Origin of the sequence: Marinomonas sp. IMCC 4694, assembly GCF_008122525.1 — a bacterium.
Classification (GTDB): domain Bacteria; phylum Pseudomonadota; class Gammaproteobacteria; order Pseudomonadales; family Marinomonadaceae; genus Marinomonas.
Genome location: NZ_VSRV01000002.1, coordinates 14,728 through 34,852, shown reverse-complemented (window position 1 = coordinate 34,852; position 20,125 = coordinate 14,728). Strand labels below are relative to the sequence as shown.

General features: G+C 47.3%; 1 protein-coding gene (cut by both window edges). It reads left to right on the top strand.

Positions 1-20,125, top strand: part of the annotated coding region (locus tag FXV75_RS16240) for an LEPR-XLL domain-containing protein (RefSeq protein ID WP_148835493.1) (this coding region is incomplete at its 3' end). The annotated region is longer than the window, extending 11,882 nt past the left edge and 14,727 nt past the right edge; 20,125 of its 46,734 annotated nt are in view.

The window sequence follows — 20,125 nt, the reverse complement described above, 5'->3', positions numbered from 1 at the left end:
GATTGATAGTCAGGCCGACCTTGACACGGTACAGGCGTCAATTAATGAGGCTCTGGCCGCACTCAGCCAACAAACCGTGAGTGTGGCGTTCTTTAATGGCAGCGCCATGCAATTGCGTTTTGAAGGCGATTGGTTGGGCCAAAATGTGGCGGACGTGACGTTAACGTTGGAAGCCAAAACCGCCACCATCGGTCTGGAAACCTCCGTTGAAGGCTTTACTCATGTAAAAGAAGCCTTGCCTGAGCGTGAAGTCGTCATCGATTACACAGACGCGACCGTGTTGAGCGTGAAATCGGGTCCAGACAGCCAATATGCCTTAACCATGGCGGGCGAGTCTGGCAAATTACTAGAAGCACGCGCAGACCTTGAGCTGGACGTGGCAGGCTTTGTTGGTTTGTCCGGTACCTTCGCCTTTACCAAAGCAGATCAAGGCGAAACCGAACAGTTACAAGTCTTGGGCGCCAATATTGATGCTTACCTAGAAGCTGGCCCTGCTTATGTGCGTTTGAACGACGCCGATTTTGGTCTGATCACCGACAGTGAAGGCACCTTTGCCTTTGAATTGAAAAACGGTGCCTTTGCCGCGGGCATCGAAGGCCTAGCGGGCATCAGTGCCGACGAAGTGATTGTGCAATACACCAATGCCACGACCACCGTTGAGCAAGATACCACTATCAAAATTTTTGATCTTGAATACACCTTTGAGACCCAAATCGATGCCAATACCATCGCCTTTGGTGTCAAAGGTTTCAGTGCCAATGTGGCGGATTTTGTGAGTTTAAGCGGTGACTTTGGCTTCAAAAAATCCGGCAGTGATTTGATTGCAGTCGGTAACAATGTCAATGCTCGCTTAGCCGCGGGCGATGTGGCGCATGTGAGTTTAACCGGCGCCAGCTTTGGTTTGATTACGGGCGCTGGAAAGATGGCGTTTGAATTAAGCGAAGGTGAATTCTCGGCCAATATTTTCAACATGGCGAGCGTTTCAGCTGAGAAAGTGTTTGTTCAATACACGAATGACATAACCAGCATTGCAGCGGGTCAAACCATCGGCGTTGGCTCAATCAGCTATACCTTCGCAGGCGCGATTTTAAGCAACACAGCGGCGTTTGCTGTAGAGGGCTTTAGCGCCAATGTGGCCAACTTTGTTGGTCTGAGTGGTGACTTTGGCTTCAAAAAAGTCAATGAAGACATCATTGCGGTGGGTAACAATGTTGGGGCGTCACTGGGTGTCGAAGGTGTCGCTTCTTTAAGCTTAGCCGGCGCGAAATTTGGTTTCATCATGAACGAAACCGAGATGGCGTTTGAGTTAACAGAAGGGGCGTTGAGTGCTGAGATCTCTGGTTTTGAGTTGCTACCATTTGACTCCATTGCCGTGCAGTACACCAACACCACAACGACGATTGTAAAAGGTCGTGAAATCAGTGTCGGTGGAATCCGTTATACCTTTAACGAAAGCATTGCGGCCAATACGATTGCGTTTGCTGTTAAAGGTTTCAAAGCCAATATTGAAAACTTTGTGAGTTTATCGGGTGACTTTGCGTTTGCTAAGCAAGGCGACGACATGTTTGCTATTGGTAACCGCGTCACCGCTAAGTTGAGTGCAGGCGATGCGGCGTATGTGAGTTTAACCAACGCCGACCTAGGCTTGGCAATTAACTCTGGTGGTATCGGTTTTGAAATGAAAAACGGTGCTTTGGACATCGCCATCGATGGCATGGACAACATCACGGCGGGTGCCGTGACCGTACGTTACAGCCAAAACAACCCGAATGTGGCCAGTGGAACAAAAGTAGGACTGGCTGGGGTAAATTACACCTTTGAACAAGGCTTGTTTGCCAATGCTCGCTATTTTGGTCTAAGTGATTTCCGTGCCAGTTTGTTTGGCGTTGTCACGGTTCAAGGCGACATTGCGTTTGGTATGAATGGCACCAATTTGACGGCGTTCACTAATGATCTTGACGTTGTTTTTGATTTAGGCGACGAGATTACCGCCAGTATGGAAGGGGTGAATTTCGAACTGAGTTTTGGTAGCCGGTTAGCCTTTAATATTGAAGGTGCGCTGAAACTGAATGCGTATGACTTTGTGGATTTTGAATACGAAGTAAGCATCACGCAAGAATTCCAAACGGTCTCGCTAATTGACTCACAAGGTAACTTGACAGAAACCTCGGTCGCGATGATGACTGTCGCGAAATCCAATGTAGATTTCTTTGCGGGCACCGATGGTGTTGGCTTTGGCATAGAAGAAGCGGACTTGGGCTTAGCCATAGCGATCGATCTTGGGGATTACCATAACTTCTGGGTCACCATGAAGGCTCAATCAAGCCAAGTGGGTTTCCAAGGTGCCGACATTTTTACCGTGTCAGCGCAAAATCTTGATGTGATCGTTAACACCGCAGACCGTTTGGGCCGTGCGATTGATTATTCTGAACAAAACCTGACTTTGACAGAAGGTGTGGGTATTACATTAGGCGGCGAAGGCGTCGGGACTAGCAGTGCGGCCGTCATGACTTTTGACATGAAGGGGGAAGCGTTAAAGGTTAGTGGCGATCTAACGCTTAATTTATTGGGTGTGATGAGTCTTCAAGGGTTTTTCGCGTTCGAAAAAACCTATCAGACCATCACATTAGAAAACGACAGTCAGGCCGATGTGTCCAGCTTGGTATTTATGGGCGCCGGTGTCAGTGCCTTTGTGGGTTTCGATGAAAATGGCGACAGCGAGTTTGGTTTCAAAGCCACTGGTGTGGACATCGGTTTAGGCATTTTAACCGACCGCACCAATGCGGCTCGTCAGTGGACCATGATGCAAGGGCAAGTGGATACGTTTGCTTTTGTTGGGGTTGATGATCTGACGCTAGAAGCGACAGATTTAGATTTTTCTTATTATCAGCTGTCTACTGATCTGGTAGGCATTAATTTGGAATCATCTCCAATCAGTTTTGGTGATTTAGCCTTTAAGCCCGGTGAATTGTCATTAGGAAAGAGTAGCGTGTTTACTTTTGCTGCTGACTTTAATGTCGATCTGTTTGGCTTGGTACAAGCTACTGAAGAAGGCATGGAAATCCAGCTTGAGTTCGACACACTGATCTTAAGTGACGGCTCGATTGAAGATGTGACCTATTTCACCTTTGCCTATACCGACATTGATATCTTTGCGGGTGTGGGTGATGTTGGCTTAAAAATCGACGATTTAGACGTGGCTTTTGCCTTAGTGTTTAGCCCCTTCTCTTCTGAATATTGGGTAACAGTGCAAGGCACCACCAATTTTGTTGGGCTAACGGGCATGCCGCTGCTTGAGTTATCGGCTCAGCAGGCGCTGTTCCAAATCAACACCGCTGACAGCCAAGGCCGCGCGATTGATTATTCCGCTAAGAATTTAGTCGTTCCTTTAGGTTTTGGTGGCAATGTTGGCGGTATTGAGTTTGGCGATACCGCTGAAACCTACACAATTAATATTGATGGTTCACAGGGTGCCTTGTCGCAGATCAGTGTAAAAGATGCGTTATTCTCTATTGAGCAGTTTGTGCATTTAGAAGGTGATATCGCCTTTAAAATTGGTCATGAAAGCGAAGTGGTGCTTGGTGGAACGGGCGCTGTAAGCGTAGGGTCGTTTGGTGGTGCTGATCCTGTTGCCATGGATTACATGGCGTTTGTGGGCACCGATATGAAAGCCTTTGTCGGCGTTGGCAACCCTTACTTTGGTTCAGGTGAAACTGACTCTGTTGGCGTGTACGCTAATAATGTCGATTTAGCGTTTGTTAAGTTTAAAAACGACGAATATGACATTAATACGTTGAAATTAGACATTGAACAAGCCGGCCTCGTTGGTTTAGACGGTGTCTTAGAGGCAACCCTATCGGGCGTGTCTGTCGGCATGAACGCAGGAAAAAGTAAGCAATTGCCGACTCAAACGCCTTGGGTCGATTTTGCGAAGACCTATGATAACAAGGGCATGGTGCTGTCTACCTTTGATAGCGAAGTGGTGATCAATTATGACAACCGTATTGACATCGCCGCACGGGTAGAAGATGCCCACATTGATGTTGCAGGCTTCTTGCAGTTAGATGGCTCGTTGGCTTTTTCAAAAGGCACAACTTACACATTAGTGGGAGTAAACACCGGCGTCTTAGCCGATTTTGGTGCGCCAGAAACCTTGGTGCATGACATGGAAGTAATGACGATTGGTGGTTACAACCTAACCGGTTTTGCTGGTGTGGGCGGCCCCGAAGACGGTGTCGGCTTGAAACTGGATAGCACTACTTTTGGTTTGGCCGTCATGAAAGCGTCTGGTTTTGCGGGTTTAGAACTTCCAGAGCAAGTTAAAAACGCCATGCCAACCTATATTGCGGCAAAAGCCACCGTAGCGTCTGCAGAATTAGTCGGCATGGATCCGATTTTAAATGCCAAGGTTGAAGGTGTTGAAATCAACATCAATACGTCCTTTACATCACTGGTACCGCCTAGTGCGTCTTTGCTTCTGCCCATGCCGTACGTTGATTTCACCAGCTTTGCCAACACTAACCCTTTGACGGGGCATTGGGACGAAAAAGGCCTTATGATCGACACCGGCAGCAATGAGAATCCGGTGTATTTAGACTTTGGTGGAGAAATCATTCAGGCCAAAGTAGAGTATTTTTCTGGTGACATCGCCGGGGTCATGCAAGCGTCTGGTTCTATGGCGTTTACCAAGCGTGGCTCAGAGTCTGTAACGTTAACGAATGGTCAAACTCGTAGTGTCAATTCGTTAGCGGTAGGTATGAGTAATATCTACGGTTTTGTGGGCGTTGGCGGCTATTGGCAAGAAAATGCGACAACAGGTCGTGTCGATGGAACGGTTAAAAACGACAGCGCCTTTGGTTTAGCGGTTGAAGACTTAAACGTTGGCGCGGTATTCATGTTTGACACAACGCCAACAGACCCTGCGGTATACGCCGCGGTGAAAGCTGACTTGGCGAAAGGTGCCCTAGTAGGAATCGATGGCGTTACCGCTGAAATAACAAACACCTTCTTGAACCTTAACCAAACCGTCAGTGGCAATGGTGACGTTGTCGATTTTTCTAAATCGACTCATCAACTGGTAGAAGATGGCCCAGAATTGACAGGTTACTACATAGAAACCGGTGACAGCGAAAACCCCATCATCCTTGGATTTAATGAGCGATTAATACAAGTTCAAGGCGAGGCTAAATTTGGTTTGTTTGGTATGGCGGAACTGGACGGCGCCTTTGAACTAAAAATCAATGATGAAGGTTTAGAGCTGTTTATTGATGCTTCCGCGACTGTTGGTGGTTTCTTACAAGGTGATGCTCAAGCCTTATTGGTTGTTAATAGCTTAGGTGTAGCGGCTAAATTTGAGTTAACGGACGTTAATTTAGACTTAGGGGCGATTGCGTTAGAAGTTCGCAGTCTCGAATTTGTGATGAATACAACCGGCCAAGTCATTAGCTACGATGTACCGGAAGAATTTCAAGTTAGCCGAGATTTACCAGCGGTCATCGACATCAGCAATATTCCCCCGAATAAAACGGAAGTAGCCGATTTCTACTTAGGTTTATCGGGCGAGGGTTCCTTGTTAATCATGGATGCCCTGAAGTTAGATGGTGGCTTTTCTATTTTGTTAAGCGTTGTTGGTGAAGAAGTTGTTACTGAACTTAACTTGAACATGGTCTTAGACCTCCCTGTGTTGGAGCCGTTAACTGCGACAGGTACTCTTGGTTTAGTCGCAGGTGAAGATGCTGGACTCTACGGCGCTTTGGAGTTGAGAGGATCAGGTGCGGAGTCAGTATTGATTCAAGCTGGTGGTGTCTTTACTCTGTCGGGTGCGTTTGCCATGCGCATCAATACAACCAGTACTGAACGCTCAGTAACGGTTATCGATCCTTCTGGTTTTGGTTTTAGTCAAGAGAATGTGAAAGGCCAATCTTTGTTTATTCAAGGTCAAGCGTCACTTGAATTAGCCGGTGCGTTGACTATGTCTGGCGGAGCACGCCTTGATATTTCAGAAGAGGGTGTTGACGCAGCGCTGGACATGACCATTGACCTCGGGTTCTTAGGGGAAATTGAATTTGTTGGTGCGGCTCAGTTTAGTGTTGTCAATGGCACGCCTACTTTTGCAATGTATGCATCGACTAAACTGGGCATTAGCTTAGCTCTGTTGCAAGCTGAAACTACGGTTGAAATTGAAATCAATACTGGTAGTCAGGCTTATATGGCCAAAGACAGTCGCGGTGATTTGATCACAACGGTAGCGGCAGATTCTTTCCGATTTGGATTAGAAGGCTCCTTGCTATTGCTGCCTTTCGAAGGAACGTTCAAAGGGGAAATAAGTTACGAAGGTGACGTTTTTACCTTGAGTATTGAAGAAGCAAAAATTGACTTCTTTGGTGTGGTTGAAATTGGTGTTGAGGGGTACGTTAACTCTAAAGGCGAGTTCTTAATTCACGGTGGGGTTCATTTCGAAATAGGCCTTGGCCCTATCTCTATAAATGGTGGTGTTGAAGTTACGCTCGCACACAATGGTTTTGCGGGACGCATCTACGGCAGTGTGGACTTATCGATTGATTTTGGTTTCTGGTCTGTCGATGTCACTTTGGCAGGGTTAGATGCTGAAGTATCCATTTTTACAACGGCAGCGCACGCTAAACTCTCGGTCACTGCGCTTGGTCTTACTTTCTCCGGTAGCAAAACATGGAAGCTCGGACCTGATCCGGTCTTAGCCAACCAAAGTGGCGATACCCTTTATTTAAATGTGGGTGATCGTGGCGGTAGACGTGGTGAAATTTATGAAGACATCAGTACCGAGTCGTATCAAATAACAGAAGAAAATGGTGTGACCACGGTTGAAGGTCTTGGCTTTACTCAGACGTTTACCGGTGTGAAAACCATCGTTGGTGACTTTGGTGATGGCTCTGATAGTTTTGAGGTAGGCACTGGTGTTACCGCTGACTTACGCATTGATATGGGGGATGGTAATGACTACCTTCAGGTTGAAGCGGGAGCTACGGGTACGCTAGATCTTGATATGGGTGCTGGTAACGACGGCATGTTCATTTATGGCGGAAGCGGTAACAGTGTATTACGTTCAGGATCGGGTAATAACACGGTTGTTAACAAGACCGCACAGCCTTACTACGATGAAAATCTGAAGTATGTAGGCTTTGATCCTATTACCATTTATTTAGGCGATGGCAATAACCGATACGTTGGGGGTGACAGTCGCGAGATCCTCTACGTTGGTAAAGGCAACGATGAAATTACAACGTACGGTTCCGACGATAAGATTTATGTACAAGATTCAGGCAATAAGAAAATTAATGCGGGAGACGGTGATAATCTCATCGAGATAAATGGCGCGAGTAATAACACGATCCAACTCGGTCGAGGCGATAATGTGGTGGAAATTAATGCAGCAGGCATTAACTCCATCTTCGCAGGTGATGGTGAGACCAACGTCTATATAAACGCGGATGGCGAACATACGTTAATTGGTAATTCAGGCTTTGATCAGGCGTGGTTGAACTTAGACACTCAAGGCGAAGAGATACGTATCGGAAACGGTTCGTTCACGCTGGGTGATCTTAAAATCAACCTTGAAAACGACTTTGATATGCTCAACATGACCGACACATCAAGTGCTGGCACCGTGTTGCGCAGTGTCTCCAGCCAAGGGAATAGCTGGGCGGGAAGCGGACTTTCTGTGATCAACGACGTCGCGGCCGTGAATGTCGAATCCTTGACCTTTATTGCACCCGATGGGCGTTTGGCTATTTATGCTAAAGGTTTGATCGGCACCTTGAATACCGATGTTGCTGTGTTAACCGTGGTCAATAATAGCGTAACGGATAACGCCAATATTGTTGTCCGAGAGTTAAACAGTGTGGATATTGCGACGTATTTTGACTTTGATAATCGCGCCGGTGGCTTGATCGCTAAAAATGGTGAAATCGATCTACGCCTATCACAAAGCGGAGCGAAATTAACGCATCGCAGTGGCACCATTCAAACGGCCGATGATCACGATATTAATATACAGGCGGATGACGTTGATTTCCGTGCTGGACAAGGCTCTATTCAAGGTGGAGGGGATCTGACGCTTCGCACTAATGATGATGACGGCAGCTATCGTATAGGTTCTGCGGCCCAGTCTCGCTTTGGTTTAGATTACTCTTCCCGGACGTACGATGGTTTCATGAACCTTTCAATGCGTGATGTCGATGCTTTATCGACTGGCTTCCAAAACGTCACTATCGGTCATGCCAGTAACACAAATCGCATTATTATTGGTGATTTAAAACAATCCACGTTTGCTTCCTACATGCAATTGTTGACAGACGGTGATGGTGCTGGACTGCGTAATTTTGAAGGTCAGTATCAATTTGCTGTTGCTTCAACGGCCTTCGACGCTCGTCTACGAGACCGAACACGTATTATTGGTGGCACCATCCAAGTGGTTGGCGATGTTCAAGCGACAGGTGACATCATACTGGAAAGTGATCTATTAGAAATTCGTCGGACCAATGTGCATGGTCCGGCTGGTGCTTCTAACTCAGGCGTAACGGCAGGCAGAGCTTTCTTCACAGTAAGCGAGCAGATGTTGCATGGTGGCTGGATCAAAGCGGACACATTAGTCGATATCTGGGTGAAACACTCAGATGGCATAGGTGCGATGCAAAGTTACAGCGAAGGCGCTGTCGGTTTCGTTGCTGACATCGGAAGTGTCATTCAAACCAAAAATACCGACAGTTCAGTACTGATTAAAACCAATGCGGCGGTACGCATTGGTACGGAAGTTGTTTTAACAGCGAAAGGTGCCAGCTTAGAAATCGAAGCAGGTACAGGATTGACCGCCCTGAAAGGCGCTGTTTTGGCGACCCGTGGCGATGACAGTAGTATTTCGCTTAAGTCCAGTACGTTTATGCACCTAGATGTAGGTTCTGCAGTGACCTCAGGTGCGCTGTTTACTATTGTTAATGAGGTGCAAACACCTCAAATATCAGGTCAAAACGCCACCCTGCTTATAGATACACAAGGTGAGCTTCTCATTGGCGGATCGGTCACTTCTGCCGGCAATATGACGTTGAACTACGGTGATTCCTTACGTGATCATGAAGAATACTTTGACCAAATTTTAGGTCAAAAAATTGATGAAATGACGGTTTCTGCAGAACTTTTGTCTGCTCTCAATAGCGGTCAACTTCCTGCGGCCGTGTTGAATTTAATTCACAGCAAGAATCTAACGCTAGACACTGAATCAAGTGATTTCGCGCTACAAAGCGTGGGTGTTTATACTCAATTTGTGGATTTATCGGACGCCGATAAAGCGAAAGTCGCCGGAGCTCTAGGGTATACCGTGGTGACGGGACCAGAGAAACTAGACGATACGGGAGAAGCCACAACGGGTCTTGTTTTCTACAATGCTGAAACGGGCGATTTGGCTACCGACTTTAGTCAAGGGCCAATGCCAACAGAAGGCGAATACACTTTATTGTCTGGTCCGGTTTACGTCAATTTAAGCGCCGATGCCGACAAGCAAGTGCTGACTGATTTTAGAACCGGTATTTCTCCACAATACCAAAATGAAAATATTGCTTGGGGTGACGTAGCGGCCCCAGTAGCAGGGACGACATTTGAGCAATTATCAGCAGAGCAACAAGCCGTTGTGTTAGCTCAAACAGGTTACGAATATGACCCTGTTGCCAGTGCGGATGATCGTTACAGTGCGGTGTATTTTAATTATCAAGCCGCTGACGGTGAGCGTTTTATCGAGACGTTAACAGAAGGTCAGCCAATTGATTACAGCATTGACGACGTCTATTGGGGAACAGCAGGCACCCCGAGTGTGGGTACCGCTTTTGCTGATTTGAGCAAGGCTCAGAAAACCGCGGTAGCTAATAGCTTGCGTTACGAAATATTGGAAGGCGACTGGTACTACAATGCGGATGCCCCTGAGGGAGAGCGTCTTGTTGCGGCATTAGTCACAGGAGCCGCACCGGATTACAGCAATACATCCATTTGGGTAGGAGCGATTAAACCTGAGGTTGGAACGGTTTGGAGTGATTTGGACACGGCACAAAAAGACGCCGTAGTCCGTCATATGGGGTTCAGTGACTATACTGGTCAGGTTTATTTCAATGCCAGCGCTGAGCCTAGTGAACAATGGCATGAAAGTTTTGCCATGGGCGAAGGCACAACAGACGACTATGTGTTCACGGATATTGATTGGGGACTTGATGTCCCAGCAGAAACAACGGCTTTCGCTGACTTAAATGACAATCAGAAACGAACGGTTGCACGTTCATTGGGTTATGAAGAGTACCGCGGTGAACTTTACTATAAAGCTGACAACCCATCGGCTTCTCGTTTTGCCACGTCTTTTGTTGAAGGTGATGACAAAGATTACACAGTAGAAAGTGTAACTTGGAGCGAATTGGTCGACGTACCTAACACCGATACTGCGTTTGCAGATTTGACTAATGAGCAGCAGAAATACGTTGCGCAACAGTTGGGCTATACGGCGTACGAAGGTACGGTGTATTTAGATAACGACAACCTTAAGCGTCCGCTTGCCACGACCTTTATTTTGGGTTCGGATTATACCAATGCGACTGTACCAGGGTTAACAGGCGACACGCCAAATCGTTGGGTCGTCACGGATGGTATTAATAACTACATGGTCTACGGTGCCGATCCAGAAGGGGACGGCATTATCAATAGCATTGAATTACGCGAAGTACATGAGTTATTTGGTCAGCGCGGTTTTGGTTTCCTTTTAACCGGGACATTGACCACCCTTGCAGACAACGTTGATTTCACGGTAACGGGCGCACAAGACACCATAGTACGTGGTGATATCAACCTTCTTGGTGCCAACTCAAATCTCACCTTGCAGTCTGATCGATATACTTATGTTGCCAGTGCCATGGACGTAACGGGCAATATTAAGATCCTTGGTGGCGTGGCGCTAGACGGGACGAATTTGGGCGGCGCTAACAGCAACGATCTGAGCGTGTGGGTCGACGAAACCACGAAGATTGAAACGAAGCAAGCCGGCACATCGGTGACGGTTAAGGGCGGAAAAAATGTTTACATGGGCGCTGCCGTTGTAGCGGGTGGCGTGATTGGCTCTGAAGGTGTGACCTGGGCGGGTGCCGACTCTACTATTGATCTTGCCGCTGGTTGGCAGTTATCGCTGACCAACAGTGTATTAGCGTCTGGGGACGTGAGTATGACCAGTGGAACCTTGTCTGGCTTTGATGCGCAGCAGCCCATGTTGATCTTAGCGTCATCGGCGGGTGTTGTATCACGGGGTGTGACTGCGGATAATTCTGGCAGCCATGTCACGCTTTATTCTGGTGGTGATATCCAACTAATGGGCGAGATATTAGCCGGCGGTACCAGCCGGAATGACGTGGTTACTTGGGGAGCAGAATCTTCGAACATAGTAGTTGAATCTGCTCAACAGGTCTGGCTAGGAGGTGAAACGCTTAATTCAACTAACGAAATTGTTGAGATTGGGGGCACATTACGTGCCTTAGATAACATCACCATCATCGGTGGCCAACACACCTCAGGTGTGGGTGTGCGTCTGCCTGGTTCGGCATTAATCGTCACTCACGGAGCCAGCAGCACGATTGACATCCGTTCAGCGAGCAACGCGACAGCCAGTGCCGTCATTGCGGCAGGTGCAGAGGTGACTCGTGTCCGTGACAGCGAAGGCTTAACGTTAGGTCGACTCGTGGATTCTTATGGTGGGGATTCTCAAATCCTTATCTCCGCACAGGGTCAATTAAAAATTGGCCGAGATTTATCGGCGGGTGCATTGCTTGATTTGCGTGGTGGTTTAGGAGATGTCAGTGGAGACAATGAAGACCCTGGCTTAGTGTTGTTGAGTTCGGCACAACTAAAGACCTTGAATCAAGGCAGCACCATTAATATTCGTGGTACGGGCGATGTGTCATTGATGGCGCCAGCGTGGAACCAGCAAGTGCTTGCCGAAGGTTTTGCACAATACGCTAACGGTACGACGACAGAAGACATTACTCTGTTCATGACGGTCGATCTTGGTACTCATACTGTCGCGGGTAAGGTCGTGCTTCCTGCTGAGGTACGTTCAGGCGGTCTGATCACATTAGCGCAAGCGTTAAAAACCGCAATTGATAGCACCGATTTTGACGTGATTGACTCACCAACGGGGTCGCCTGTTGTTGGCAGTACGGCCAAAACCGATAAAATTGACGTTCGCCTCAATGACAGCCGTTTATTGTTGACCAGTGACTATGAATTTAGCCTACAACAAGTGGGCGACAACACGAGCGAAAATGCGGCGACTTTACTTGGGTTTAGTCAACTCGATACGCAGTCGCTTGATTCGTATACTTTTTATGCGATTGACGCGTCAGCAGAAGGCTCAATGGTTAACTTCATCTCGGAAGGGACCGAGGGAGGCGATATTCGAGTAGCGGGCTGGATTCGTGCTTATGATTCCATCAATTTCACCAGTGCCGGCGCCACCGTTGCTGCGCAAGATCTTGAATTGACCATCACCAGCCGACTTGAAACCTTGTCTGGTAACGTGGAGTTTAATTTAGGTGCATCCGGCACCTTGTACGGTGATTTAGTTGCTCGTGGTCAGGATGCTGTGATCACTGTGACCGCCGCAGACAAGTTGGATATTTACGGTTCATTGATTGCTCGTGAAGGTATTGTGATCAAAGCGGGCACCATGGCACAAGTTAATACCACCAGTTTGACCACACATGGTACGGCAGAATTCACCGTATTAAGTGATAAGGGCTACATTGATATTGAAGCCATGAATGACATCAGTATCAATAATAAAATTGGCGATATCACACAAAGTGATGATCCCGAGGCGCGCAGTCCGCAAACTCTGAGTATTGAGTCAAAAGTCGGCACGTTAACCCTGGACGCTAAAAGTGGTCGTTTATTCAGTCAATCTGAACTAGACCTTACTGCTAAAAACCTTGATTTAGCTGGTGAAATTGGCACTCAACAAGCGGCAAATCGCAGTGGTGCATCGGTCAACCTAACAGCAACAGAACAAGTCAAATTAGCCGGAACGATTCGTGTAGCTGGAGATTTGTCTGTTGTCGCCGGTTCGGATGCTATTTTGGCCAATTTACAACTGATTAGCGCGGTATCGCACAATATTCAGTTACAAGCCGCAGGGTCGATTTTGTTGGGTACGCTTGGTAGCCATACCGGCGGTGTTGTGGTTCAAGCCGGTAATCAATTGTCGCTCACCGCGAACAATCAGATTATTTTGGCAAAAGATGCCCAGCTTTATACTACCGATCAAAGTTCACGTTTGCGTATTCAAGCGGATGATATTGCGGTATACGGCAGCTTACTGTCGGGCGCTACTTTTGATATTGATACTCAAAAAGCCAGCTGGACAGGTGCAAGCACACGCATCGACTTAACTTCTAACCATTCGGTGATTTTAGGAACAACAGACCAAGGAGCAGACGTTCGCTCTACGGGTCAGATCTTTGTTAATACTGGACAAGCTGAGTCAGGAGTGGGTATCTGGCAAACAGCGGCCAGTACACTCAGTGTGAATGCGTCTGGATTTGGTGGCGCGACCTTGGTGGCGCTGGATGGCAGTGCCGCGAGTCGTATTAGTTTGGTATCAGACGGTAGTGTTCTTATTCAGTCCGCGGTGGAATCTTTGGGCCTTAATGCAACCATTGATATACGCTCACAATCGCAAGTGGCGGTTGATGGTCTTGTTCGCGCCGACAGCAAAGTCAGTATCATTGCCGGAACCCACAGCAGCGGTATTGGCTTATTAATCGATACGTTAACGTTAGACGACAGTAACCAGTATGTTTCTGGGGGAACACTGGATACAAGTAGCGGCGGTACCATGTTGTTGCAATCGGTAGATGACATCGTTATTCGTGGTGTTGTCGGCCAGCAAGAGCTTGGTCAAGGTAAAATTAGTACGCTTGAAATTACCTCCACCATTGGTGACATTAAGTTATTACGTGATGTGGACTTCAGAGACTCGGTGGTTATGTCTGGACAAAACGTCAGTGTTTTGGCAGGCAGTCGAGTGTGGGCTACGGGAGAAGATTCAACCATCTATATGGTTGCATCGAATGCGCTAACAGTCGAAGCGAAAAGCGGCGATGTACTAGCGGCCATTATTCAGGCCGATAAGCTCGTGCATCTAGTGGCCCCCGAAATGCGAGTAGATGGTCTTATTAATGCGGGTTATGACAGTGTTGGAGCGGAAGACGGCCGTGTGTTACTCAACGCAGAGCGCACTTTACGTACACAAGGCTTTATTACCTCGAACGACCGTATCGATCTCAATGCGGGTATTGATACCGCATGGTCAAGAGCACAACTTGAAGGGGTTATTTCAGAAGATCAACTGGCTGGTGGTGATATTTTTATTACGGGTCAGGCGATCCTGAAAGCAACCAATGACATCAACGTGCAAGCAGGCGGCAACGTCTCCTTAGATGCTGATCCACTGGTAGCGGCTCCTGAAACCATCTTAGTGCCAGTTTATACCACGGTAAGTGAAACGTACGATGAGATTGTGGGTTATCAAAATGTTGCCGTTGGAACCATAAAAGTCCCTATCATTACGTTGGAAACCATCAGCCTAGAGCAGCAAACAGGAACAGAACTGGTTGCTGTCGGTAACAATGTTTACACCATGTCGGTGAACATGCAGCAGATCGGCTACTGGAACCCTAATGCGAAAGCGTCTGAGCGCTTCCGTGAGTATTTGGTTGAAGGGATCGATTATTTTAATGCTACCAATGCTAAAGGTCTGTACGGAACAAGCTACAAGGAGAGCAAGGTCATTAAATGGGCGGATTATGGCATCAATACGGCCATGACCAGTGATTATACAAAACCGGATGATTACAAAACCTTCTCTGACTTGTCAGCGGATGCAAGAGCGGCTGTGTTAAGCCAATTAGGTTACAAGGCCATTTACGACTTTAACTATAGCAGTGCCCAAGTGCTTAAAACCCGGGGGGTTAATGATCCTGTATTAGAAACTTGGACGCCAGAATGGGCCACTAAATACGCGGCGGGTAAGGCCAGTGATCAGACCTACGCAGATCGTTTAGCGCGTCAAGATTGGACTGTCTATTCTGTCGATGTGGCAGGTTGGCGTGATCGTTTTGTACTAATGCCAGAAGGCGCAAACGAAGATGTAGAACGGGTTGTCTTCTTTGGTGAAGCTTCGACGGCAGAGACCTACGTGGGCCAATACCGTGATTTAGCCGATATTATTTATGAGCAAGACCGCTCGGCCTACGTTGAAACCGGAAAAGGCAGTAAAACCGATTCCGATGGAGATCCTAAAAATAGCAATACTTATACGCTTAACAGTGAACCATTGTATGGTGATCAACGCGTCTATGGCAATGACTGGGAAGGTCCTAACCCTCGCAGTATTTGGAACGACCATGATGACAGCCCAGCGCGCTGGGAAGTTAAATATACAAATGATAGTGGTGTTCGAGAATTCGAGATCATTGATGGCCGTACCGGTTCTAATTCGATCACTATGAACCGAGTGCCAGACTGGCATTGGACAGGTACCGATACGAAGACATACGGTGTCAGTAATACCAGCGGTTATTACACCACTACAGAGGGTAATGGCTACAGCTATAATATTGGCACAGATAATAAGGCCGACGTAGAGTACTCGACTAAATCAATGAATTTTGGCCGCTTTATAACCGCAAATCAATTGTTCCTTGAAACGACCAACAGCTTATCAATTCAAAATGGTGGGAGCGCCGTTGCATCCAGTTACGAAAAAGTTGGTTATGAACGCTATGGTTATAATAAGCGTGATTATTTTGTTGTTAAAACAGAGAAAAATTATTGGGGTCATGCTAAGTGGGCCTATAACTATCAGCAGCTTTTACGGAGCCTCAAAGGTAACTCCAGCATTGATGTGCATATGGCTTGGCCGACTAACTCAATTCAAAATACAGCGATTGAAAAGCTTACTGGTACACGAGAATGGATTGGTATGCATCGTTTATCAAAAGGTGGAGATTTCGCTTACTATGCCAAAGGCCAAGGTTTCATTAAAGCCAGTGATACAGGCAATTCAGGTAATTCTCAAAACTTGGTTTATACGAACTGGAGTAAAGGAGAGCCTAATAACGATGGCGGCGAAAGTGGCGTTGAGATGTACGATGGCGGTAAATGGAACGACTTAAATAATAATAGTAAGCATCATGCTATTTTTGAAATTGAACCTTACTGGAACGTAGACCGTTTTGTGTATGAAACGTTCAAAGATTACGCTTATGAGTGGCAGTCTGGCTGGAACCCTATTTTCGACTTACGCGCAACAGAAAATTATAATTGGACAAGTTACGCAGAAACCGTTTTTGATTATGTGCCTGTTTTTGAGCAAGTGACTTATACCAAGGAAGTAGAAAGTTTTGAAACCCAGACGGTATGGGCCGAACAAGCGATTACTCAACAACAAACACGATTAGTGACGGATGTCACTTACGTCTCTCTTGACACTTTAGGCAGTAGCTTTGGGGGCGAAACGTTAAACGCAGCGAACATCACCATTAAGTCTGGTGGTAACACCTTGGTTAATGGTGTGGTGACAGCAACCGACACTCTAACGGTTGAAGCACAGAAGAGTGTCACTATTGGTGGCAAATTGGCCACTGGCGCGTCGTTACCTTCGGTGGCTGTGTTACAGGCAGGCAGCGCCATGACCGTCAACTCAGGTGCGAGTTTAACCGTCACTGACGCGGCTAATTTAACGGTGACGGGTGCTGACAGTAAAATGGCATTGAATGCCGCGCAAAACGTCGTATTGGGACAATCCCTAGGGGCTGCATCCACAGGGACTATCTCTGCGGGAGGGAGTGCCTCTTTGGGTGATATGTCGGCCACTTTCACGGCGAAAGATCAGCTGCTTATTACGGCCGGTCGCGATGTTCAGCTGAGTGCCGATGTCTCTGCCGTAACAAGCATGATTGTTGCAGCGGGTGATAATGCCTTAGCGCCAGGCGCAACAGGGTCAATCACATCCGATTATCAAGCTAAGCTAGTGGCTCAAGACATCACCCTAAAAACAGGGCAATTCGGTGGCTCTGTGAGTTTGGTTGATGCTTCTATTCGTGCCGACCAAACCTTTACCGCTACGTCAGCGGCAGGTCGCGTCAGTGTTGAGGGTGGTCAGCTTGTGACCACCACATTGACGGTATCAGCCGAACGAGACATTAAACTCGCTGGGCAAACGGATCTGTCTTTAATTGCCAATACCACGGCAACAAGCGTCACGCTTGTTTCAACCAGCCGTGGCGACATTACCCTTGCTCTAGCCAGTGGAGCCACGCTTTCTAACCTTACCGCTCAAGATGGCGCGATTACCGTAGAAGCCAAAGGGGCGCTAACCGTTGCGAAAGTGGCCACATTAGCACCGAGCAACCGTAACAGCATTGATATACGCAATACGGGCAGCGCCAACAATATGGTCATTGGCCAAGTCAGTACGGTGGATCGCGGTAATGTGACCCTGCGTACCCAAGGGTCGTTAAGTTTACGCGATGTGGCTGACGCTATTTCTGCAAACACGCTGGATATTATGGCAGGAGGGGCGATTGCGTTATCAACTCAAGTGAATACCATTCGCTTAGAAACCACCGGTGTGGGCGACGTGAGTATTAACCAAAGCATTCGTTCCAGCGTCAATTTGGACAAGGTTACCGTGTTTAATGGCGACCTTAGTGTGATCAGTGATCAGCGTATTGTGTTGGGCGACGTCCGTTCTGCGGCGGCGATTAAAGATACAAGTGTGGCGGTCGAGTCACAAATCGAAAACCGTTTGTTCATTAAAACGACAGGAGGCGACCTAATCGCGGGCCGAGTCGAATTTGGCCGTTATTATGAAAACGCCGATGGTACCTTGTATATCAAGCAAACAAATACCGATGGTGACTTGGTTGACGTGCAAATTAGCGACTTAACCAAACCAGAAGAGCAGTTTTTTGCCGCAGAAGGTTTGATTGAACTGGACGTCGCGGGTTCTATTTTGGGTGATACCAATTATGCGCTTAACCTGATTTCTGATCGTTTGACACTCAAAGCCGGTAACGACATTCAAGTGGCGACCAGTGTGAATCGCTTGGTATCTGTCACCGCAACCACGGGGAATGTGGACATCATTGATCAAGCTCGACCAGAATCGCTTATTACGGGTTTAAAAGTCGATCAAGTTAATGCAGCGCTTCAAGCCAACATACAAGCTCAAGGTATGTTAGAGGTGTTGGCTGACTCCTTAATAAAAGCAGAAAGCATCCGCTTGGTCAGCGCTGAGCATAATATTTTGGTTGAAACACCCACAGGCTTTACTGGGTTTACTGGAGCCAGCGGTTCAAATACGACAGACAGCTTGCAATTTACGAAAGGCATTGGGTTTTCTGCAGGCAACGCGATGAACCTGTACCGTTTCTTTAATGCGCCAGATTTTATTGAATATCGTATTGGAACGAACTTTGATTACGACAATTACGATGTGGTCAACGATACACCGCCGATTCCTGGCTTTAGATTTGGTACAGAGGGAAGTTTCAGCACCTTGCTGCCTGGCAACTTAACGTCTGACAGTATTACCATTCAAATGCCTCGTACTATTTCGATCACAGGGGTACTGACGGCGTCGGATAGAGTAGAGCTGATTTCAGCCACGAATATTCGCATTGATGGCAACATTGTCCACAAAGATGGCGGCGACAATAAGATTGCAAATGTCATTATGTCCGCTACAGGTCAGTTGGATGCGTTGCAACGTACGACGCTCCCAGGTGAAGACGAAGTCATCACCCGCACAGCGGGCGGTAATCTTATTGTCAAAACAACCGAGTTAGCCGCGGAGCGTTTTGAATTAAGGGCAAAAGAAGACATTTCACTGGATCTCCAGGAAGATTTTGAGCTTACTGGGTTCTTAGGTGGCGTCAGTGGCTTTGATGCGGCAGAAAATATCACGATTATTACCCGTGGTAGTTTGGTCGCAGAAGGCGCCATTGTGTCGGCAAACCAAGCGCCAGAAACAGGCAGTAATAATGGTGTGTTGACGGTACAAGCTCGGTCTATTGCGGGTGATACTAGCTCTGTTTTCATTGGCGATACTTTGGACGTTCGCTCCTCGTCGGCTATTCAGTTAAATACCTTGGTTCGAAACGTAGTGCGTGCTGAATCCAGCGCCACAATGGAAGGTTTTGCCGCGGCCTCTGCGGGCTCGTTGGTACTAAATGAATCCGATGCCATTATTCTAGAATCGGTTATTGCCCATAATGGCCGTGTTGATGTGACCTCTGGGGGAGACCTTGATGCACGTCAAGTCTACACTTACGTGGTGGGTAACAAAGACAGCGCTAATCAAGATATCTATCTGGCAAGTTTAGGCAATTTGACCGTCGATAAAATTGAAACCGCGGTCAACTTAGGGTCCTTAAAGCAAGCCAGTGGTATTACGTTAGCGTCTGAAGGCGAGTTGCGTGTCTTTGAATATGCAACAGCGGACATTACGTCTGGCGAAGCCACCACGGTAAACTTGTACGCGAATAACATCGAAATTCGCGGTGACATTGCTAGGCCGTTATTAGTGTTGGAAAATAACAAAACACTCACAACCGCATTAGACCCTTATAAACGTGTCAAAATAGACTTCACTAAAACAGGCAGTAAAACTCTTAAAGACGTTACTGTGCTCAAGGACTCGGGCTTAGAGTCAGATGCGTTTGAAAGCTCAGCAGCGGTATCAAAAGTAGAAGCCGATACCAAACAAGAAGCGCAAACAGGGGTTGAGCAACAAGATCTATTGCAGTATGCCGATCTAACTCTTGAAAGCGGCATGATCTTTACCGTTGTACTGACCGATTCAGCCTCTACCGAGCACACTGTCATCGCGACGGTAGGTAAAAACGACATTACAGCCGATTGGTCGTCTATTTTAACGTCGTTGAAAACTCAGCTTGAGGCGGCAACAGATAATATTACGATCACGCTAGAGGACGCTTCTCTAAGACGTTTAGAGTTCAGTTCTTCATTAAACTACAGCATTGACCAGTCTACGGTAGGGGTTGAA